The sequence below is a fragment of the Pseudomonas sp. B2M1-30 genome (assembly GCF_025447575.1).
GTDB classification, from domain to species: Bacteria; Pseudomonadota; Gammaproteobacteria; order Pseudomonadales; family Pseudomonadaceae; genus Aquipseudomonas; species Aquipseudomonas botevensis.
Genome location: NZ_JAOEJT010000024.1, coordinates 14536 through 36244 on the forward strand (window position 1 = coordinate 14536; position 21709 = coordinate 36244).

At 63.1% G+C, this 21709-nt stretch carries 17 protein-coding genes; 4 read left to right on the plus strand and 13 right to left on the minus strand.

Going from position 1 to position 21709, the window contains the following annotated elements; genetic code table 11:
* Positions 1-14 precede the first annotated feature (14 nt).
* The 13 genes from N8H74_RS28395 to N8H74_RS28455 are packed head-to-tail and all read right to left on the minus strand — an operon-like array spanning position 15 to position 15255.
* Positions 15-1934, minus strand: coding sequence for a hypothetical protein (locus N8H74_RS28395; RefSeq protein ID WP_262151981.1), 1920 nt, complete (start codon positions 1932-1934; stop codon positions 15-17).
* A complete protein-coding gene (locus N8H74_RS28400) occupies positions 1931-3238 on the minus strand; it encodes an oligosaccharide flippase family protein (protein WP_262151983.1) in 1308 nt (435 codons plus the stop codon). The genes N8H74_RS28395 and N8H74_RS28400 overlap by 4 nt, the downstream gene beginning before the upstream one ends.
* Positions 3235-4236, minus strand: coding sequence for a polysaccharide deacetylase family protein (locus N8H74_RS28405; RefSeq protein WP_262151985.1), 1002 nt, complete (start codon positions 4234-4236; stop codon positions 3235-3237). The genes N8H74_RS28400 and N8H74_RS28405 overlap by 4 nt, the downstream gene beginning before the upstream one ends.
* Positions 4237-4251: 15 nt before the next feature.
* Entirely contained in the window at positions 4252-5388 is a 1137-nt protein-coding gene (locus tag N8H74_RS28410; RefSeq protein WP_217834481.1) for a glycosyltransferase, read from the minus strand.
* Positions 5381-6349, minus strand: coding sequence for a glycosyltransferase (locus N8H74_RS28415; RefSeq protein WP_262151987.1), 969 nt, complete (start codon positions 6347-6349; stop codon positions 5381-5383). The genes N8H74_RS28410 and N8H74_RS28415 overlap by 8 nt, the downstream gene beginning before the upstream one ends.
* Positions 6346-7716: an O-antigen ligase family protein gene (locus N8H74_RS28420; protein WP_262151989.1), complete on the minus strand. Its 1371-nt coding sequence runs from the start codon at positions 7714-7716 to the stop codon at positions 6346-6348. The genes N8H74_RS28415 and N8H74_RS28420 overlap by 4 nt, the downstream gene beginning before the upstream one ends.
* Positions 7713-8804 (minus strand): glycosyltransferase family 4 protein, encoded by a 1092-nt coding sequence (locus N8H74_RS28425; RefSeq protein ID WP_262151991.1) that lies wholly within the window; start codon positions 8802-8804, stop codon positions 7713-7715. Before N8H74_RS28425 ends, N8H74_RS28420 begins: the two co-directional genes overlap by 4 nt.
* Positions 8801-10393: a Wzz/FepE/Etk N-terminal domain-containing protein gene (locus tag N8H74_RS28430; protein WP_262151993.1), complete on the minus strand. Its 1593-nt coding sequence runs from the start codon at positions 10391-10393 to the stop codon at positions 8801-8803. The genes N8H74_RS28425 and N8H74_RS28430 overlap by 4 nt, the downstream gene beginning before the upstream one ends.
* 17 nt (positions 10394-10410) lie before the next feature.
* Positions 10411-11436, minus strand: a complete 1026-nt coding sequence (locus tag N8H74_RS28435; RefSeq protein ID WP_262151995.1) for a polysaccharide biosynthesis/export family protein — start codon at positions 11434-11436, stop codon at positions 10411-10413.
* A gap of 21 nt (positions 11437-11457) precedes the next feature.
* A complete protein-coding gene (locus N8H74_RS28440; RefSeq protein WP_262151997.1) occupies positions 11458-12105 on the minus strand; it encodes a CpsD/CapB family tyrosine-protein kinase in 648 nt (215 codons plus the stop codon).
* Positions 12105-12851 (minus strand): sugar transferase, encoded by a 747-nt coding sequence (locus N8H74_RS28445; protein WP_217834474.1) that lies wholly within the window; start codon positions 12849-12851, stop codon positions 12105-12107. Before N8H74_RS28445 ends, N8H74_RS28440 begins: the two co-directional genes overlap by 1 nt.
* Positions 12852-12868: 17 nt before the next feature.
* On the minus strand, positions 12869-13906 hold the full coding sequence (locus N8H74_RS28450) for an NAD-dependent epimerase (RefSeq protein ID WP_217834473.1): 1038 nt from the start codon (positions 13904-13906) through the stop codon (positions 12869-12871).
* Positions 13903-15255, minus strand: coding sequence for a UDP-glucose/GDP-mannose dehydrogenase family protein (locus N8H74_RS28455; protein WP_262151999.1), 1353 nt, complete (start codon positions 15253-15255; stop codon positions 13903-13905). The genes N8H74_RS28450 and N8H74_RS28455 overlap by 4 nt, the downstream gene beginning before the upstream one ends.
* Positions 15256-15646: 391 nt before the next feature.
* Here N8H74_RS28455 and N8H74_RS28460 point away from each other — a divergent pair, with 391 nt between their 5' ends.
* The 4 genes from N8H74_RS28460 to N8H74_RS28475 all read left to right on the plus strand — a co-directional run bounded on the left by N8H74_RS28460 (position 15647) and on the right by N8H74_RS28475 (position 21674).
* A complete protein-coding gene (locus N8H74_RS28460) occupies positions 15647-17359 on the plus strand; it encodes a sulfatase-like hydrolase/transferase (protein WP_262152001.1) in 1713 nt (570 codons plus the stop codon).
* A 133-nt stretch (positions 17360-17492) separates the two neighbouring features.
* On the plus strand, positions 17493-18146 hold the full coding sequence (locus N8H74_RS28465; protein ID WP_217834470.1) for an ABC transporter ATP-binding protein: 654 nt from the start codon (positions 17493-17495) through the stop codon (positions 18144-18146).
* Positions 18143-20614 carry an FtsX-like permease family protein gene (locus N8H74_RS28470; protein WP_262152003.1) on the plus strand — a complete coding sequence of 824 codons (2472 nt, stop codon included), beginning with the start codon at positions 18143-18145 and terminating at the stop codon, positions 20612-20614. Before N8H74_RS28465 ends, N8H74_RS28470 begins: the two co-directional genes overlap by 4 nt.
* Positions 20604-21674, plus strand: coding sequence for a lipocalin-like domain-containing protein (locus N8H74_RS28475; RefSeq protein WP_262152005.1), 1071 nt, complete (start codon positions 20604-20606; stop codon positions 21672-21674). Before N8H74_RS28470 ends, N8H74_RS28475 begins: the two co-directional genes overlap by 11 nt.
* Positions 21675-21709 lie beyond the last annotated feature (35 nt).

Sequence of the window (21709 nt, forward strand, 5' to 3'; positions counted from 1 at the left end):
CATGGGGCGGACGGTCATGAGGCGATCCAGCTCAGGGCGAACAGGGTTTCCCCTGGCAAATCGAAGCTGACGCGACCGTCCTGGCATGTGAACGGTGCGTCGCGACTGCGGTTGTCGGCGCCGAAGTAGCGCAACGAACCCTTGAGCAACGGGCAGTGGACTCCGCTCAGGTCGACCCGTTGCAGGCGTGTGCCTTTGTTGACACCCAGCAAGCCGCGTTGCTCGTCGGTGGCCATGGCCAGGACGTCGACTTCGAACGCATCGTTCTCCAGGCGCATGACGCTGTGCAGCCAATGCTGTTGGATGAACTGCTGGGCCATGCCCACCGGTTTCAGTTCGAAATGCTCGTCATCGAGCACCTTGAACATGCCCTTGGGGTAATTCGGTTCGTCCGCCGCCTGGAACCAGTTGAGCATGTCCAGCAAGCCGTCCTGGGCCGAATTGATCGCTACCGAGGCCCACCACAGCGAGGCGAAATGGGTTTCCTGATCGTAAGGGCTCAGGCTCGAGCCGCTGGACATGTTGGTCTGGTCCAGCAGCAACGCCTTGCGTGGGCGGCCGTTGGCGTCCAGCCCGACGAGATTGGCGGCGCGCTGCACGCTGTCGCGGTAGACCCGGGTTGCCAACAGATCGCGAATCATCCATTCGTGCCACGCCAGGGCGTCGATCTGTTCGCCGGATTCCGCCAGCAGGCGCCTGGCCCAATCGATGCCGCGCTTGTCCGCCGCGTTGCTGGCGAACGGGCCGTTGATCAGCCGTGAACTGGCAGGCATGGCGATGCGCACGCCGGCTCTGGCATTGGCCGGATCGCTGCGCACCTGACGGGCCATGCTGGTGAACAGGCTTTGGTAATTGGCATAGTCGGGGTAGTTGAGATTCGGTTCGTCGGCGAAACCGATGTAGTGAATGCCTTTGCCACCCAGGGCGCGGGTGCTGGCGAGCCAGGCGTCGAGGCCGCTGTTGCTGGTGCTGTCGGCGCGCAAGTCGGCCTGGCGCTGACTGCCGGCGAGCAGGGTGATGTCCTGGGTGATGCCGAAGCGCTCCTGATAGAGCTGCCGGAACGCGTCTTCGTAATGCGGTTTGCGCTGGGTGATGTCGACGAAACTGTAGTAACTGGCCGCCCGTGCCTTGAGCGCATCCAGTACCGCAAAGCTTGAGGGCGGCGGCATCACATAGGGCAGGGCGACGCCGAGGTTCGGCGTCGGGCCGAGGATGTCCTTGTGCAGGGTCAGGTGGGTCTGGCCGTCGTCTTCGCGCAGCGGTTTGAGCTGTTGCGCGGTCTGCGCGAACAGGTTGGCCGTGCCGTCGAGCCAGAACGCAGCCTTGCCGCTGCCTTGCAGGCGCAGGCGCCAGACTTGTTCTTTCTCACTGACCGGCAAGGCCAGCCGATCGAACTGCCAATAGGCACGATAGGGGGTCAGCGCCAGTGACAGTTGTTGTCCATCACCGACCCGCTGTGCTTGCAGGGCGCTGACGCCGCCGTGGAACTTGCCCGCCAGCACCGCGTGTTCTCCCGCCGCGATCTTGAAATACAACTCGTCGCCGTTACGGGTTTCGGCGCTGAAATGCACCTTGGCCGGGGCGAACAGCGCGACGGTGTCAGCGTCGTGTTCGATGCGGTAATTGCGAAAGCTGTAGCCGGGAATCTCCAGCCGATAGCTCGCCGCGCCCGGCACCAGCGGCCAGCTCTGGCTGCCACGGGTTTCGCTGGCTTTGATCAACCGCTCGCCCTGCAACTTGCCCTGGCCGTCAAGCAGGTACAGATGCTCTTCGTTGGCATCGGCCTGCCACGCCGGCGCCCAGCGTACGGTCACGGTATCGGGACGATCGGCTTGCAGGTACAGGCTGCCGTCACGGATGTCGCCCCAGCGCATCGACGCCGCGAAGGCGTCCAGCGTCAGGCTGAGACTGAACAGCAGGGCCAGGCGTTTCATGCGGCCTTCCGGCGTTGCAGCATCAGCCACATCGGCGCGATGTCACTGGGCAGGATGATCAGGGTCTGCCAGAACGGTACACCGCTCAACCGGCAATACAGCACCAGCATCGCCAGGGTCACCGCCAGGTAGGCAATCGACGAGGCCGCCGCCGCGCCGACGATGCCGTAGTTCGGGATCAGCACGACATTCAGGGCGAGGTTGAGCAGGGCCGAGAGGCCCATCAACAGCGACACCGTGCCGGGGCGATTCTTGCCCAGCAAGTCCAGGCGCAGGATGCTCGCGTAGCACAGGCCCAAGAGCCCCGGCAGCAGCGCGAGCAAGGCCGGATAGGCCGGTTGGTAGGCGACGCCGAACAGGGTGACGATCAGCCATTCGCCGATCAGCGCCATGCCCAGGCAGGCGCCGAGCATCACCGTGGCGGTCAGGCGCAGGGCCAGCGGCGTGAGTTTGTCCATGCCGGAGTCCTGTTGCAGCAGGCGTTTCATCAGCGGCGTGGTCACCGCTTCCGGGACGATCAGCAGCAGTTCGGCGGCGGCGCTGGCCATCGCGTAGTGACCCAGGGCGGTGCTGCCGAGCAGGGCGCCGATGAACAGGTAATCGGAGCGCAGAATCACTTGCTGGAACAGCAGATCCGGATGGCTGCGGGCGCTGTAGCGCAGCAATTCGTTCTGGCTGGCGCGATCCCATTGCAGTTGCAACGGCTGCGCCCGCTTGAGCCATACCCAACCGGCGAGCACCACCAGGCTGATGCCGGCCAGCCAACTGATGAGTGCGGCTTCCAGCGCGGCCTCTTTCCACATCCAGAACAACGCCAGAAACAGCAGCAGCGGCGCCAGGGATTCCACCAGGCGCAAGGCGTTGAAGGCGACCACGCCACCGGAGGCGTTGTGCAAGGTCAGCAAACCACTCTTGAGCACGGTCAGCGGCACCGCCAGCAGCAACAGCCAGGCGAGCAGGCCGAGTTGCATCGTCACGTCCAGCTCCGTGCCGAACTCACGCACCAGGGCCACCACCAGCAATGTCAACAGCCCCGCCAGCAGGCAACCGAACACCAGCACCTGACTGAGCAGCAGCCCCATCGGCCGCTGCTTGGCGGCCTGATAACCGACGGCCGTGTTCAGGCCGCCACTGGTGGCGGCGCTGATCAGGTCCGGCAAGGTGCTGAGCAGGGCAAACAGACCGCGTTCGCTGGGGCCGAGGATCCGCGCCAGCAACACGTTGCGCAGCAGGCGCAGGGCGATCATCGCCAGTTTGGTGCCCATGCTCAGGGCCAGGTGCCTGAGGTAGTTGCCTCGGCTCATGGCCGCGCTCCGCGAAATATCCGCCATGACAGCAGTTGCGGGCTGCGTGCAGCGTACTGGCTGACTCCGAAACGCGGCAGGTTCAACGGATCGCCGCCACCGCGATAGATGCCGCTGCCGGTGCCGAGCGCGAACGGATAATCATGATTGGCGACCTGCTCGCGTACCCGCGCGTCGTTGTCGCCGTTGGGGTAGCAATACACCGGCAGCGGCCGGTTGCAGCTGTTGTGCAGGGCATCACGGCTGCGGCTGATTTCTTCGTTCAGGCGCACGTCATCGAGGCCGGTGAGGATCGCATGACTGGCGCCATGCGGCCCGAAACGCACCAGTCCCGACGCTTCCATCGCCCGCACCTGATGCCAGTCCAGCGCCTGTGGCAGCGAGTCCTGGGGGCATTCATCGGTCAGGCGTTCGAGCATCTGCGGTTCGAGACTTTTCAGGCTTTGCAGGTAATGCAGCAGGGCCAGGCTGCGCCGGTCGACATCGATGTCGTCGAGCAGCACCGGCAGCGGATGGTGGATCGCGTGCAGGCACTCGATCAGGTGCATGCGCGGTTTTTCGCCGTGGCTACCCCACAGGGTTTCACCCAGGCTTTCCCACCAGAAGCGCTGGCGGCTGCCGATGAAATCGGTGGAGAGAAAAATGCTCGCCGGTACCTGGTGCTTTTGCAGCAGCGGGAAGGCGTTGACCGCGTTGTCGCGCCAGCCGTCGTCGAAGGTCAGTGCCACTTGCGGGCGTTCGGTGCGCAGGGCGTTGGGCTGGAGGATTTCCATCAGCGGCACGCAATCGAAATGCCGGCGCAACCACACCAGCAAATGCTCGAAGGCTTTCGGCCCGACGCACAGTTCGTTGCGGTGCGGCAGGTCGGCGGCGCGGTCGTTGGACAGCACGCGGTGGAGCATCAGGATCACCCCGGCGCCGTGCAACTGGTTTCGCCCCACGGACGAGTTGAGATAGAGCCAGCCACTGGTGCGTTTTATCAGTTGTTTGATCGCCATGGCGCTGTCCCTCTCTCAACGGTTCTGTTCAGGGTTCCACTGGGCGTAACGCTGGCCGCGCAGGAATTGCCACAGGCCGATGCTCATGCCTGCCAGGGTCACCAGCAGGAATGCCGCGAGGCGGAACGGTTTGGGTAAGCGGTGTTGCGAATCCAGCAGACCAACAATCGCGATGGCGTAACCGAGCAGTTGCGCGATCAGGCTCAGGCGATAAAAACCGTGGTCATCCCACAGCCAGAAGTTGCTCAGCAACAGCGGCAGCAACAGCACCGGCGCGAGGCGGCGGATCAGTTTGTGGCTGATCAGGGCGATGGAATACAGGCCATGCTTCAGCGGATTGAGCAGTTCGCGGCGCTGGGCCAGGCTTTGCAGGCCGCCGACGGTGACCCGCTGACGACGACGGAATTGCTTGTCCGCGTCATCGACGCCGTGATCAATCACTTGGGCATCGGGCACGTAGACGATCCGTTTGAACTTCGCCGGTGCGCAGGTACTGATGAAGAAATCGTCGTTGACCTCTGCCGGCACGTTCTCGAACAACTCGCGGCGCAGGGCAAGCAATGCGCCATCGGCGGACACCATGCAGCCGGTGCGATTCTCGACCCGACGCAACCAGCCTTCGTAATGCCGATACAGGCTGTCGCCGACGCTCAAGCCGCCGCCGGTGACGGGAATCACCATATGCCCGGCGCAGGCGCCGACCCGTGGATCGCTCAGCGGCGCGAGCAAGTGGCCGAGGGTGTCGCGTGACCATTGGTTATCGGCATCGGTGAACACCAGGATGTCGCCGCTGCTGAGTGCCACGCCGGCATTCAGGGTGGCGGCCTTGCCCTGGCGCGGCAGGTCGAGCACGGTGATTCGCGGGTCGACGACTGTGCGGGCACAGGCCACGGTGTCGTCGGTGCTGCCGTCGCTGGCCAGAATGATTTGCAGGCTGGCGGGTTGGTAATCCTGGGCCAGCAACGTGCGCAGCTTGAGCTCGATATGCCGCGCCTCGTTGTGCGCGGCGATCACGATGCTGATGTTCAGCGGCGCGGCCTGGGTGTGGCGCGAGGCTGGGAACAGCGGCGCCAGCAGGCTCAGCAGCAGTGGGTAACCGAGGTAGGCGTAGACCGGCAGCAGCAGGCACAGCCAAAAAATGAATTCAGCCACGGGCAGGCCTCCTGGCGTTGCGATGACACAGACTGAGAATGAACGCGGCGCCGGCCAGGTGCAGACGCACCCAATGCAGGCCCCACAGTTGTAGGGTCAGGCCGAGACTGTGTTGCCGGCGGCTCTGACGCACGCTCAATACCAGGGCTGGCAGCAGCGTCATTGCGACCATGATCGCCGCGTGATGGGGAAAACCGTTGAGCAGTGCGGATATCGCCAGCAGATCCAGCACCCACGCCGCCAGCGACAACAGTGGAAAACGCAGCAGCCGCAGACTGAAACCGTGGCTGCGCAGCAGTTGCAGATGACTGCCCTGGCGCCACATTTCCTTGCCCATCCATTCGCGCCAGTTCATTTCGTAACCCCAGTGCAGGGCCACGCTCTTGTTGGCCGAGAGCAAGCGTGCGCCGTGCTCGCGCAGACGCAGGGTGAACTCCTTGTCTTCGCCGGTGCGCAGGGTTTCGTTGAAACCGCCGACCTTTTCGAACCAGCGCCGGCGCATCAACAAGTTGGCGCTGGGCAGCCAGCCGACGATGTGAGTGGCCTGGGTCACCGGACGCAGGGTGCGGCGTTGCCAGGCAGTGGCGTACCACGGGGCGGCGGCAGGGGTGTGCAGATCCAGGCTGAACACGTTGGCCATGCCATCGCCCTCCAGCTTGAACAGCGAGGTCAGCCAGTCTTCGGGCATCTCGATGTCGGCGTCGATGAACGCCAGCCATTCACCGCTGGCGATGGCCGTGCCGCGATTGCGCAGGGCGCCGATGGTCAGTCCCGGCATGCTCAGCACCCGGGCGCCGAACTGCCGGGCGATCTGCGGCCCGTCATCGCTGGAGCCGTTGTCGACCACGATCAGCTCGCACTCGACATTCGCCGCGTGTGCGGCTTTTTGCGCGGCCAGCAGTGTACGGCCGATGTGCCGCGCCTCGTTGAACATCGGGATGACGATGCTGATCCGGCTCATGTCCTGGCCTCCGCCAACGGTGCCTGCTCGGCTTTCAGGCGCAGGACGCTGGTCAGCGCGAGCATGATCCACAGGTATTTCTGGTTCGGCGCGCTGAGGAACATCAGGAACAGCGTCAGCGACAGGAAACTCATGCCCAGGTGCGTCATCATGTCTGCCTGCTCGGCGTTGCGTCGCTGCATCCACGCCTTGCGCGCCCGCAGCAGGTTGTACAGGCCCAGGCCGAGCATGCCGACGAACAGCAGGCCGGCGGGAATCCCCAGCTCGCTGAAGATTTCCAGGTAGGTGTTGTGCGCCCGGCGGTACAGGTCGCCGATCTTGCGGTTGGCGGAAAACGCCTTGGCGTAACCGGTGGTCGCGTAGTGCAGCGGGAAGGTGCCGGGGCCGGAACCGAGCAGCGGATTCTCGCGGATGATCTGGCTGCCGACCACGATGTACGAGGCGCGCCGGCCGAGGGATTCGTCGTGGTGACCGCTGGCGCCAGCGCTTAATACGCTCAATGACTGGATGCGGGCGATGTAACCGGCGGGCATCACGGCGATCGCCAGAGGAATGAGGATGACCGCGCCAAGCATGGCGAAACCCAGGTGCCGGGGGCGGATGCGTGCCAGTTGGGTGCGGTAGTGCCAGCAACCGATGATCAGGCTCAGCGCCAGTACCACCAGCCCGGAGCGGGATTCGGTCTTGGTCATGCCGCCGAGCAGCAGCAGGAAGCAACCGCCCCAGACCAGACGCTGCAACCAGTTCGGCGCGCGAATCACCAGCAGCAGCGCCAGCGGCACGGCAAACGCGATCAACAGGGCAAACGCGTTGGGGTCTTCGAGCAGGCCGGCGGCGCGGCCCTGATCCTGGAACTTGCTGGAGAACATCGCCATGGCGCAGGTGGCGCTGACGGCCAGGGTCACCAGTCGGGCGAACAGGTCGAGGTTCAATTCACGACCGATCAGCAAGGTGATGACGAACAGAATCAGACCGACGCTGAGCTCGCGCAGATGCCCCAGGGACATGCCCAGGTCATCGGTGGTCAGGGTGCTCAGAAAGTACAGCGCCATGAACGCCAGCAGGTAACGCCAGATGTTGCTGCGCAGGCGTTCGGCGGGGATCTGGTGCAGCGCCAGTTGCAGCATCAGGATCACCGCCAGCGAAGCGCCGAGCAGTTTGCTGCCCGACAGCGCGTTGTCCTTGAAGAAGCCCTCGAACGGCACCAGCGCGGCGATGCCGAGCAGGCCCCAGGTCGGCTTGCGAAACAGCACCGCGAAACCCACCAGGCCCAGCACCGCGCCGGGCGCCAGATACGGATAAGGGCTGGCCAGCAAAGCGATGCAGGCCAGACCGAGCAGACTGACGATCGAGAGCGGGAAAATCATGCGCGTGCCTCCCGTGCCGTGCGGATGTACAGCTGCGACCAGCGTTCGGCCAGGGCCTTGAGGTCGTAGCGATCCTGTTGCGTGCGTCGTGCATTGTCCCGCAGTTGGCGGGTCAGACCGGGCTCGCTCAGCAGCGCGTCGAGCTGGCGGGCGAGGGCGGTGGTGTCGGTGGGCGTTGCCAGCAGACCGTTATGCCGATCCTCCAGCACATCGGGAATTCCGCCGACAGCGAACGCCACCACCGGCACGCAGGCCTGCATCGCCTCCAGCAGAATCATCGGCGTGCCCTCGGTGCGCGAGCTGATGACCAGCGCATCGAGGCGTTGCCACCAGGCTTGCATATCAGTCTGATAACCCGGCAGGTGGATGCGTTGCGCCAGTCCGGCGCTGTCGATCCGCGCTTGCAACGCCTCGCGTTCCGGGCCGTCGCCGAGCATCACTGCATCGAGGGACGGGTGTTGCAGGCACAGCGGGATCAGCGCGTCGAGAAACAGATCCGGGCCTTTCTCGCTGCTCAGTCGCCCGACGTAACCGGCGAGCCAGCGCTGCCGGTTGGTGTCTGGCGTCAGAGCGGCGCCGGCCGGCAAACCGTTGGGGATCACTTGCAGCTTGTCCGCGCGCACGCTGGCCTGGCGGTGCAGCTTTGCAATGCTTTCGGCCACGCACACCACCCGATCCACCGACGCGGTGCGGCACAGTTGCAGGCTCAGCCAGGTGTAGAACTTCTGCTTGCGGCTGCGCGGGGTGAAACCGTGCTGGGTAATCACCAGCGGCAGGCGCAACAGGCTGGCGCCGACCCAGCCGAACAACAGCCCTTTGAAGTTGTGGGTGTTGATCAGCGGACGCTCGGCCCGGCGCTGACGCAGGTGCCGCAACAAGCCACCGAGCCCCGCGCAACCCTGCGCGGCGACTCCGGCCTGGCGGAAGCGCTCGATCAACGCGGGTGGCGCATCGAGGAACAGCACCTGATGCTGCCCCGGCGTCGCCAGGCAATGATCCAGCAACATCCGCTCGGCCCCGTAGAAGCCACCGCTGCTGAGCAAATGAATGATCGGCAGGGCGGCGGTCGGGGTGGCTGGCGTATTCAATTGCGCACCCAGTGGACAAAGCTTGGCACGGTCCAGTTCTTGTGCGGATTGCCCGGCTGAGTGTTCTCGTCGTTGAGCACCAGCAGCACCGGCAAGCCGAGTTCGTGGCTGATTTGCGCCGGGTGTTTGAAGCGGTGATCGAAGAACTCACGCACATACACCAGGGCCATCGCCAGCAGCAGACCGGTGAACAGGCCGAACGGAATGATCAGCATCGGTTTGGGGAACGCCGCTTCGGTCGGTTCGTACGGCGGGCTCAACACCCGGGCGTTGGACAGATCGTCGTTGAGCAAGCCGTTGGTGCTGCTCTCGGCAAAGCGCTGGGCGTAGGTCGAGAACGCGGCGTGCAAGGCGTTGATCTCGGTGTCCATCTGCCGCAGCTTGCTCTGGGTCTGCTGCAACTGGTGGATGCGCTCCTTGAACTCGGCGATGCGTGCGGTTTTCTGATCGATCACTTGCTTGACCACCGCCAGGTCAGTGGTGCGTTCCTGGATGCGGTTGCTCACCACTTTGAGGAACTGCTGGCGGGTGCGGGCGATCTGCTCGCGGGTCAGCAGCATCGGCTCACTGCCGGGCTGGAACACCGCCAGATCGTTCATGTAACGGCTGACCTGGGTGGTGAGTTGCTCGCCGAGCTGTTTCACCTCACGGTCTTCGAACGCGACGTTGTCCACGGTGGTGGTGAAGGTGAAGGGGAAGGTGTAGTCGTTGAGCTTGTTGTTGCTGGCGGCGGCCAGGGCGGTTTTCAGGTATTCGAGCCAGCGCTGGCTTTGCAGCAGACGATCCTGATACAGGCTGAGCGCTTGCTCTTCGGTGTTGATCGCGTTGAGACGGAAGGTGATTTCCTCTTTCGGATCAGACGAGCCGACGCTTTCCAGCAGCGCCTGCCGGTTGCCTTCCAGGCCATCGAGGCGCACCTGATACAGATGCTTCTTGGTTTCGTAGAAGGACTGCGGCAGGTCGATCGATTGCAGCGCCTGGCGGCTCACCAGATAGTTCTGCAACAGCGCGGCGACGAACGCGGTGCCTTGTTTCGGATCATTGAAGCTGTAGTCGATGGAGATCACGTTGGAACCCGGCAGGGTTTCGATCTTCAGGCTGTCGACGGCTTGCTGGGTCAGGGCGTCGAGCGCGGTGTCACGCACCGGATCGGTTTCCAGCCCCAGGGCATTGCGCAGCGGGTTGATCACATGCTGACGCAGCGGCGAGGTGACGTAGCGCTTGAACGGTTCGCTCACCAGTTTGCTGAACATGCCCGGCGAGGGGGTGTATTCGCCCTTGTCGCGTAGTTCGCTGATGGTCTGGCGGATCAATGCCGGCGAACGCAGGATGTTGCTTTCGGTTTCCATGTCCGCCAGCGACGGCGGAATGAACGTGGCGTTGTCCACTGTCAGGGAGGTGGTCGCATCGCCCTGAGAGAGCTTTTTCGACTGCACGATCACTTGGGCGGTGATATCGAAGCTCTGTTTGAGCAACAGCGGCAGTACCAGCGCGATCACTGCAAAGATCAGGAAGACCCGTTTCACCAGTTGCTTGTTGGCGAAGAAGATCCTGAAGAACTCATGCAGGTAGTTTTCCTTTGGATTCATGATCGGTCACCTGAGAGTCAGTTGTTGTTGCTGTCTTTGTTGTCGACGCGATAGCCGAAGCTGAAGCCCACGCCCTGGAACAGCACCACGTCGGCCAGTTGCCGGGCGAGTTCGCCGGCGCTGGCCAGTTTGGTTTTCGGCACGTAGAGCATGTCGTTCGGTTGCAGGTAGGCGATTTGCGGCGCCTCGCCCGACAGCGCCTTCTCGACGTCGTAATGCACGGCCTGCACCTGATTGCCGTTGCGGCGCATGATCACCACCGAGTCGAGCCGCGCCTTGACGTTGGTGCCGCGCGCCAGGGTCAGCGCTTCCAGTACCGAGACCGGCCGGCGGATCGGGTAGGAACCGGGCTGGCCGACTTCACCCAGTACATAGATCTCGTTGCCGGCGGTGGACTTGAGCAGCACGTCCACGCTCATCCGTCCCGGCAGTTGCGCGTACTTCTGGTTGAGGAAGGTTTCCAGTTGATTGATGGTCATGCCTTGCAGCGGCACCGAACCGATTTCCGGGAAGCTCGCGTAGCCGTCGGTGCCCACGGTGATCTCCCGGCTCATGCCGGTGGCCGGGTGGTTGAGGGCGCTTTTCAGATTCTGCTCGTTGGTCAGCGGGCTGATGATCTGCACCGTCAACTGGTTGCGGTTGGGCTGGAACAGTTGCTTGCGCTGGTAGGCACGCTGGATTTCCTGGCGCGCTTCATCGCTGGTCAGCCCGGCGATTTTCACTGAGGTGTTGGCGCCCGGCAGTTCGATGGTGCCGTCGGGCAGCACCAGTTGATTGCCATTGAGCTGGCTGGCGGCGGTGAAGTTCAGGCCGATCTGGTCACCCGACTGCACGCGGTAGGCGTCCGAACCGCTGGTGCTGATGTGAAAGATCACGTCCAGCACATCCTGCGGGCGCAGGGTCTGCTCGACCATCGGCATGTCGGTGGCCTGGGCGTTGGCCGGGGCGGCGGTGAGGATATTCACCGGCATGGTCTGGGTTTCGGAAGTGCTGGAGCAACCTGCGAGCGGCAGCAACAGCAGGACAAGCATTTTGGCGTTCATGGCGTCATCCTTCGCGTTCGCTTACAGGTTTTTGTAGAGCCATTTGGGCATGTAGTACTTGCGTCGGTTGAACACGCTGCCGACGACTTTCGCCCCGGCCTGGGTCAACCGTTGCACCGCCGCTTGCGCGACTTCCCAGCGGGTGTCCTCGGCGCGTACCACGAACACCACGCCGTCCACCTGGGTGCTGATGACCAGCGTGTCGGCGGCGGAGTACACCGCGTCGCCGTCGATCACCACAAAGCGATACTGGCTGCCCAACTGGTCGAGCAGCGGGCTCAGGCGCTCGGCCGTCAGGTGTTCCATGGTGCGGATCGGCCGGCCGTTGGGCAGCACATGGAACGGCAGGCTCGAGACCTGCACCACGCAGTCCTGCAACAGCGGCGGGTTGTCCGGGTTGAACAGCAGGTCGCGCAGGCCGCGCTCCTTGCTCAGGTTCAGTTGCTGGGTGAGGTTGTTCGCCGACTGGCTGGCGTCGACCAGCAGTATCAGGCCGCTGCTCATCTGCGCCAGTTGGCTGGCCAGCGCCAGGGCGCTGGTGGTGGTGCCGGCGCCGGGGTTGGCGGCGGTCAGGAACAGGATCCGCAGATCCAGATCCAGCACGGTCGAGGTCAGGTTCGACTCGCTGGGGCTGGCAATGCTCAGGCTTTTGTTGGTTGAACCGTCCATTAGCTTGCTCCGTGGCCGCTGAATACTTTGAAGGGGGTTTTCAACAGGATCTTCAGATCAAGCAAAAGGCTCTGCTCGGCGATGTAGCTGAGGTCCAACTCAACGCGCTGGTCGAAGTCGATGTTGCTGCGTCCGGAGATCTGCCACAGGCCGGTCATGCCGGGGTAGATCGCCAGGCGGGCGAGGTGACTGTCCTTGTAGCGGTAGGCATTGAACGAGGTCGGGCGAGGGCCGACCAGGCGCATGTCACCGGTCACCACGTTGATCAGGTTGGGCAGTTCGTCGAGGCTGGTGCGCCGCAGAAAACTGCCGATGCCGGTGATTCGCGGGTCCTTGTCGATCTTGAAGTCGATGGCGTCGACACCGTGCTTGTTCAGGTGGCGCAGCGACTCTTTCAACTCTTCGGCATTGGCGACCATGGTGCGAAACTTGAACATGCCGAACTTGCGCCCGCGATAACCGGTGCGTTTCTGCACGAACATCACCGGCCCCGAACTGGTGAACTTGATGGCCAGCGCCAGGCCCAGCAGCAGCGGGGAAATCAGCAGCAGAATCATCAGTGCGCCGAGACACGCCATGACCCGGTTGGTACGCGACAGCGTCCAGGGCCGGCCGCCATCGCGCCCGGTAACCCAGCCGCGACCCTGACGGTGGATCGCGGCATCGAGGCGCATTCGTTGCTCGGGATCCATACGCTTGTCACGCTGCAACTGCTGGAGCGGCACACCTTTTTCATGTCCAGTCATAAAGTCCTCTGCTGAAATCAGCCGTGAACGGCTCGTGGGCGACAGGCAGTGGGGTAGTAATCGCGGAACCAGGCGATGAAACGCCCCAGCCCTTCATCCAGCTCTACCCGGGGCTGGAACCCGGTGGCCTGGGCCAGATCGGCCGCTTCGGCGCAGGTGTTGAGCACGTCGCCCGGTTGCAGGGGCAGCAGCTCGACAATGGCTTTCTGGCCGAGGTGTTTTTCCATCAGGGCCAGGTAGGTTTTCAGTGCGACGGGGTGTTGCCCGCCGATGTTGAACAGCCGCCACGGCGCCATGCTGCTGGCTGGGTCGGGCTGTTCGCGGTCCCATTCCGGGTGGGCCAGCGGCGGCAGTTGCACCAACCGCGCGATGCTTTCGACGATGTCGTCGATGTAAGTGAAATCACGCTGGTGCTCGCCGTAGTTGAACAACTTCAGCGGCTGCCCCTCACTGATCGCCCGGGCGAACTGGATCGGCGACATGTCCGGCCGGCCCCAAGGCCCGTACACCGTGAAAAAACGCAGACCGGTGCTGGGAATGCCGAACAGGTGGCTGTAGCTGTGGGCCATCAGCTCATTGGCTTTTTTGGTCGCGGCGTACAGCGACAGCGGGTGGTTGACCCCATCCTTCACCGAGTACGGCGTGTGCTGGTTGGCGCCGTATACCGAACTCGACGAGGCGTAGATCAAATGCTCGACCGGGTGATGGCGGCAGCCTTCGAGGATGTTGAGGAAACCGTTGAGGTTGCTGTCCAGATAGGCCCGGGGATTTTCCAGCGAATAACGCACCCCGGCCTGCGCCGCGAGGTGGACCACCACTTGCGGGCGTTCGCGGACGAACAGCGCCTTGATCGCCGGTGCGTCGGCCAGGTCCACCGTGTCGAGCTGGAAATCCCCGGCCTGTCCGCGTACCCAGCGCACCCGATCATGCTTGAGCTGCGGGTCGTAGTAGCCGTTGAAATTGTCCAGGCCCAGCACTTGATGGCCGTCGCGCAACAGTCGCAACACACAATGAGCGCCAATGAACCCGGCGGCGCCGGTGACGAGGACTTTCATGGCCGCAGCCCTTCGGGACTGATGTGGCGCAGGCCGATGCCGCTGTAGTGCAGGCCGGCGGCGGCCACTTGTTCCGGGCTGTAGAGGTTGCGGCCGTCGACGATCACCTTCGAGCGCAGCTTGTCGGCCAGCAACTCGAAATCCACCACGCGAAAGTTTTTCCATTCGGTGCAGATCACCAGCGCGTCGGCGTCTTCCAGGGTGTCATCGCGGGTGGCGCACAGGTGCAGGTCGTCGCGGTAGCCGTAGAGGCGCCGGCATTCGGACATGGCTTCCGGATCGTAGGCCTGGACGCTGGCCCCTTCGGCCCACAACGCGTCCATCAGGTAACGGCTGGGGGCTTCACGCATGTCATCGGTGTTCGGTTTGAACGCCAGGCCCCAGATCGCGATGGATTTGCCGGCCAGTCCCTGGGGAAACTGCGCCTTGAGCTTGTTGAACAGGATGTGCCGCTGACTGTCATTGACGTCGGTGACGCTGCGCAGCAGTTTCAACGGCATGCCGTTGTGTTCGGCGGTGTGCAGCAGGGCGCGCAGATCCTTGGGGAAGCACGAACCGCCGAAGCCGCAACCGGGGTAGATGAAGTGGTAGCCGATGCGCGGGTCGGAACCGATGCCCTTGCGCACCGCTTCGATGTCGGCGCCGAGCAGTTCGGTGAGGTTGGCCAGCTCGTTCATGAAGCTGATGCGGGTGGCGAGCATCGCATTGGCCGCGTACTTGGTCAGCTCGGCGCTGCGGTTGTCCATGAACATCAGTTTTTCGTGGTTGCGGCAGAACGGTGCGTAGAGCTGGCTCATCTGCTCGCGGGCTTCGTCATCGCGGGTGCCGACGATGATCCGGTCCGGACGCATGCAGTCGGCGAGGGCGCTGCCTTCCTTGAGAAACTCAGGATTGGAGACCACCCGCACGGTGAACTCGCTTTTGCCGCGCCGCTGCAACTCGTCGCGGGCGGTGCTCAACACCTGGTCCGCCGTGCCCACCGGCACCGTGGACTTGATGATCAGCGTGCGGTCGGCTTCCATGAAACTGGCGATCTGGCGAGCGACGTTGAGTACGTGGCTGAGGTCGGCGGAACCGTCCTCATCGGCCGGCGTACCGACGGCGATGAAGATCATTTCGGCATGTTCAACGGCATCGCTGGCCTGGGTGCTGAACAGCAGACGGCCGGCCTTGATGTTCTCTTCCAAAGTTGCCGATAAACCAGGCTCACTAATTGGCGGAACTGCTTGTTGTAATTGCTTGATCTTGTTCGGATCAATATCAACGCACATAACTCGATGTCCGACATCGGCAAGTGCTGCAGCTTGTATAAGGCCAACATAGCCCGTACCAAATACGCTCACGTCCATATCGGCGTGCCTCGTAAGGTTCTGGAAAGATGATCGAATTGGAACTGTCAAAAGGGGTATAGCGCAGGGTTTGAAAAGCGTGTCAGCAAAATGACATGTTGCAGGTGTATAACAGCCCCAATTTTGGGGGCGATTGGCCATCAAGTGCTTGCTGTAGCTGGGTTTGTCCCGTTCTTGACATGTTTTTCACATTTAAAAGAAATCGATAAACGGTCGTAGGCCTCGAAATACGGGGCTTGTAGCGAGTCAGGTGTGTCAGATTTGAGTCAACTTTTTTTTGACGCTTTTTCGAATAGTCCGACACTTCTTGCGCTTTGATGGCTCGGTGCTAGTGTCAGGTTTTGACCGACAAATCATTGACCAGCTGCCGTCGGTCACGCCCGGAATCGCCATGTTTCGATATTTGAAAGAACTGCTTTTAATTATCTATCTGCTGCTTTATTCCGATTATTACCTTGATCGGTTAAATACTATCGGGGGCGGTTTTTCAGTACTGCTTTTTGGCGCGATGTTTTTGGCGCTGACTTTCGCATTACTACTAACCGCCTATATAAGGCAGAGTTTCATTCGCCACTTGTTCGCATTGGCGATGTTTTTATCGGCGGTGTTCTTCGATGTTTATACGAGAGTCACCGCTGATTACCTGACCTACAGCAGCTTCGTCTCGCTGGTGTACTCCGGCGGGTTCATCCAGGAGGCGGCGTATCAGTACCGCGAGGCGATCCTTCACGCCGTGCTCAACGGGCTGCTGCTTCTGTTTGGCATCGCTCTCAAGCCCCGGCACGGGATGCCGTTGCCGAATGCGTTACGGGTGGCGGCACCGGTTTGCGCGGTGCTGCTGCTCAGTGCGGTGCTGTTCGTGCGCGCCGGGGAGGGCGCGCGGGGCTTGCCGGTCATGTACACGCCGCTGGCCTATCTCAATCTGTTCGGCTACGAAGCGTTGCACAACACTGTCGGGCCGCGCGAGTCGGTGACCCTGGCGCGCAACGGTCAGGCGATCAGCCATGACATCGTGCTGATCATCGACGAGAGCATTTCCGGCAACTACCTGGACATCAACGCGCCGTTCGGTGTACGCAGCAACCTCAAGCAGCCGCACGAAGGCGTCGACATCTTCAATTACGGCTACGCCGCCTCCATCGCCAATTGCAGCGCCGACACCAACGTCACCCTGCGCTACGGCGGCACCCGCGCCGACTACATGCGCATCAACAGCACCTTGCCGTCGATCTGGCAGTACGCGAAAAAGGCCGGCATGCGCACGGTGTACATCGACGCCCAGCGCACCGGCGGCAACCTGCAGAACCTGATGACCGACGCCGAGAAAAAGGACATCGACGAGTTCGTGCAATTCGACCAGACCAGCGTGCGCGATCGCGACATGGCAGCGGCCGCCAAGCTGATCGAACTGCTCAACGACGACAAGCCGGAGCTGGTGCTGATCAACAAGGTCGGCGCGCATTTCCCGGTCCACGACAAATACCCGGACGCCTTCATGGCCTACCGTCCGACCCTGCCACGCGGGCAGTTCACCGAAGTGGCCGACACCGGCAAGCGCGACGGCTTCAATGGGCAACCGGATGACTGGGTGCTGTACCGCAACGCCTACAAGAACACCGTGCTGTGGAACGTCGGCGAGTTTTTCGCCCGGGTGTTTGCCCAGGCCAATCTGAACAATGCGCTGCTGATCTACACCTCCGATCACGGGCAGGATTTGCATGAGCGCGGCAATCCGGGGCTCAACACCCATTGCGGCGGGGACCCGGTGGAGGAGGAAGGGCTGGTGCCGCTGGTGGTGATTCAGGGCGATCAACTGCACACGCTCGACTGGTCGGCGCAACTGGCCGGCAACAAGGATCGCTCCAGCCACTACAACATTTTCCCGACGCTGCTGCAGTTGATGGGCTACGACCTGGCGGGGATCGAGGCGGTGTATGGCAAGCCGCTGACAGTGCCGACGGCGGATGACTTCACCTTCAACTATCGGTTCAATGCGCGGCTGGGGGCCAAGCCTGAGTGGAAGCATATTGATTTGGGGAGTGTTGTGACGCCGGGTGAGTCCGCGACCAATGTAGCGATTGGACAGGCTCAACCCTCACCCTAGCCCTGTCCGGAGGGCGAGGGCCGGGATGAGGGGGTAAGATCCCCAGCCAGACACCATCCAGACCCGATTACAAAGCGCATTTCACCCCACTCATCCGCTATCCTTGCCCGACACTGACCGATCAGGTGGCGGCATGCTTCGCGTTGAAAACGTCTTCAAGAGTTACCTCACCCCCCAAGGCCCGTTGCCCGTGCTGCAAGGGGTCGACCTGACGCTCAAACCCGGCAGCAGCCTGGCGCTGATGGGCGAGTCCGGCAGTGGCAAAAGCACGTTGTTGCACCTGATCGCCGGGCTCGACAAGGTTGACAGCGGCAGCATTCACAGCGCTGAACATCGCCTCGATGCCATGAACGAAACCCAACTGGCGAACTGGCGCCGCACGGAAATCGGCCTGGTGTTCCAGCAGTTCAACCTGATCGGCAGTCTGCGTGTCGAGGACAATCTGGCGTTTCAGGCGCGTCTGGCCGGACGTCACGATCCGCGCTGGCAGAATCATCTGGTGCAGCGCCTCGGTCTGGGCGAGTTGCTCAAACGCTATCCCGAGCAACTGTCCGGGGGCCAGCAGCAACGGGTGGCGCTCGGCCGGGCGCTGGCGTCGCAGCCGAAACTGCTGCTGGCCGACGAACCCACCGGCAGCCTCGACGAGGCCACCAGTGATGAGGTGCTGCGCCTGTTGCTGGAACTGCTCGACGACACCCCGACCACTCTGCTGATGGTGACCCACAGTCAACGGGTGGCGGCGCGGCTGGCAGAACGCGCGGTGCTGTCCAGCGGACGCTTGACGTGAACGTCCTGCGTCAGACCCTGATCGCGCTGCTCAGCCATTGGCGTCGGCATCCGGTGCAGTTCTTCAGTGTGCTGACCGGGCTGTGGCTGGCCACCAGTCTGCTGACCGGGGTCGAAGCACTGAACAGTCAGGCGCGGGACAGCTATGCCCGGGCCAGCCAGTTGATCGGCGGCCAGCCCCAGGCGAGCCTGAGCACGCCGAATGGCGCAACCTTCACCCAGCAATGGTTTATCGACCTGCGCCGCCAGGGCTGGCCGGTGTCGCCGGTGCTGCAAGGTCGGCTGATTCTCAAGGGTCATGACAACCAGCGTCTGCAACTGATGGGCATTGAACCTGTGTCGTTGCCCGGCGACAGCGCGGTGGCCGGGCAGGCGATGCCGATCGAGCGCGTCGTCGAGTTCTTCAGTGGGTCGGGCAGCACCTGGATTTCCCCGGAAACCCTGCACGCGCTGAATCTCTCCGAAGGTGCCACGCCACAGACTGAAAGCGGCCAACCGTTACCGCCCTTGCTGGCACAACAGGACATGGCCCCCGGTGTGTTGCTGGTGGACATCGGCGTTGCCCAGCGCGTACTCGATCAGCCCGGGCAACTGTCGCGGCTGTTGCTGCCCAAGGACTTTCACGATGAGTTGCCGGCGGCGTTCAAAGGCTTGCTGCAGCTCAAGAGCAGTGGTGAAGAAAACAACCTGGCGCGGCTGACCGAAAGTTTTCACCTCAACCTCGATGCCCTGGGATTTCTCTCATTCATCGTCGGCCTGTTCATCGTCCACGCGGCGATCGGCCTGGCGCTGGAACAACGTCGAGGGTTGCTGCGCACCCTGAGAGCCTGCGGCGTCAGCGCGCGGATGCTGATCGCTTGCCTGATCCTCGAACTTGGCGTGCTGGCGTTGCTCGGAGGAATGCTTGGCGTCATCAGCGGCTATTGGCTGGCGAGCGTGTTATTGCCGGACGTCGCCGCCAGCCTGCGTGGTCTGTACGGCGCGGAAGTGGCGGGGCAATTGCGCCTGAGTCCCTGGTGGTGGTTCAGCGGCATCGGTTTGAGCTTGCTCGGTGCGTTGCTTGCAGGCGCCAACAGCCTGGTGCGGGCGGCGCGTCTGCCGTTGCTGGCGGTGGCCGATCCCCAGGCCTGGCATCAGCAACATGCACGCTGGTTGCGGCGTCAGGGTTGGGTGGCCGGCGTGTTCGTCGCGATCGCCCTGGTGGCGTTGCTCTGGGGCGACAGCCTGGGCAGTGGCTTTGTGCTGATGGCCGGGCTGTTGCTCGGCGCCGCGCTGGCGTTGCCGGTGTTGCTCAGCGTCGGCCTGAACGGGTTGCTCGGGCGCAGCCGCTCGGTGCTCGGGCAATGGTTTCTCGCCGATTGCCGACAACAGTTGCCGGCATTGAGTCTGGCGCTGATGGCGCTGCTCCTGGCGATGGCGGCGAACATCGGCGCCGGCAGCATGACCTCCGGTTTCCGCCAGACATTCAACGACTGGCTCGAACAACGCCTGACGGCCGAGCTGTACCTCAACCCGAGCAACCCGGCGCAGTCCCGCGAGATGTACAGCTGGCTCAAACAGCAGCCGAACGTGGTGGCGGTGCTGCCCAACTGGCAGGTGTCGGTGACCCTGCAAGGCTGGCCGGCGGATGTATTCGGAGTGATCGATCACCCGCACTATCGCCAGCACTGGCCGTTGCTCGACGCGCGGGGTGAAAACCCGTGGGCGTCGCTGGCTGCGGATGATGCGGTGATGCTCAGCGAACAACTGGCCCGCCGCCTGAAGGTGGGGCCGGGCGATCACTTGACGATTCCGACCCCGAGCGGGCCGTGGTCGCCGCGCATCGTCGGGGTCTACGCCGATTACGGCAACCCCCGGGGTCATGTGCTGGTCAACAGCACTCATCTGTTGCGGGTCTGGCCGCAACTGACGCCGAACCGTTTCAATCTGCGTATCGATCCGGCGAACATCCCGCCGTTGCTCAGTGCCTTGCAGGCGCGCTTTCAGCTCGATGACAGTCGCATTGTCGAGCAGGCGCAACTCAAGGGCTGGTCGGTTCAGGTCTTCGAGCGCACCTTTGCCGCGACGGCTGCGCTCAACAGCCTGACCCTGGCGGTCGCCGGCGTGGCGCTGTTCATCAGCCTGCTGACCCAGAGCCAGAGCCGTCTCGGCCAACTCGCGCCGCTGTGGGCGCTAGGTGTGACCCGCCGCCAATTGATGCTGCTCAACCTCGGCCAGACCTGGTTGCTGGCGGTACTGACTCTGATGTTGGCGCTGCCGTTGGGGATTGCCCTGGCGTGGTGCCTGGATGCAGTGATCAACGTTCAGGCGTTCGGTTGGCGCCTGCCGTTGCGGGTGTTCCCGTGGCAGTTGCTGCAATTGCTGGGACTGGCGTTGCTGGCGACCTTGCTGGCGTCGGCGTGGCCGCTGTATTCGTTGTACCGCACGCAACCGGCGGATCTTTTGAGGACGTTTGCCCATGAGGATTAACGCGATTGCGCTGCTGTTCGCGTTGCTGCTGGCGGGCTGCGACCAACCACCGGCACCGGAGCAGAAGGGGTTCGCCGGCATGGGCAATCAGGCGCAGGCCTTTACCCCGGTGGTGCCGGGGCGGGTGTTCAGTTTCCCGGCGGATCACGGCGCCCATGACGGTTTTCGCATCGAGTGGTGGTACGTCACGGCCAATCTCAAGGATCAGAACGGCAACGACTTCGGCGTGCAATGGACGCTGTTTCGCAGCGCCCTGAACGCCAATCCACAGCAACCCGGCTGGGCCAACCAGACGGTCTGGCTCGGCCATGCGGCAGTGACTTCGGCCAGCGTCCACCACGCCGCCGAACGCTATGCTCGCGGTGGTGTGGGTCAGGCCGGCGTGCAACTCACGCCCTTCGACGCGTGGATCGACGATTGGCGTTTCGTCAGTCAGGCCAGCGATCCGCTGAGCGATCTGCAACTCAGCGCCCGTGACAAGAACTTCAGCTACCAACTGCGCCTGACCTCCAGCCGCCCGCTGGTGTTGCAAGGCGACAAGGGCTTCAGCCAGAAATCCGAACAGGGCCAGGCGTCGTACTACTACAGCCAGCCGTTTTTCCAGGCCAACGGCACCCTGCAGATCGACGGCCAGACCTACACCGTCAGCGGCCCGGCCTGGCTAGACCGCGAATGGAGCAGCCAACCGCTGACCGCCAACCAGACCGGTTGGGACTGGTTCTCCCTGCACCTGGACAGCGGCGAGCACGTCATGCTCTACCGCATGCGCCAGAAGGACGGCGCGCCGTACCTCACCGGCACCTGGATCGCCGCCGACGGCCAGACCCAGACCCTGCACGCCGGGCAAATCCAGCTCGTCCCACAAGACACCGCCAGCGTCGCCGGTCGCTCGATGCCGGTGCGTTGGTCGATCGCCATCCCGGAAAAACACCTCGACATCCGCATCGATGCGCTGAACCCGCAGGCCTGGATGAACCTGCGCATTCCTTACTGGGAAGGCCCGGTGCGCATCAGCGGCAGCCAGGGCGGGCAGGGTTACCTCGAAATGACCGGGTACTGAATCCCTTCTGAACTCTGTCGGCTCTGTGAACCTCT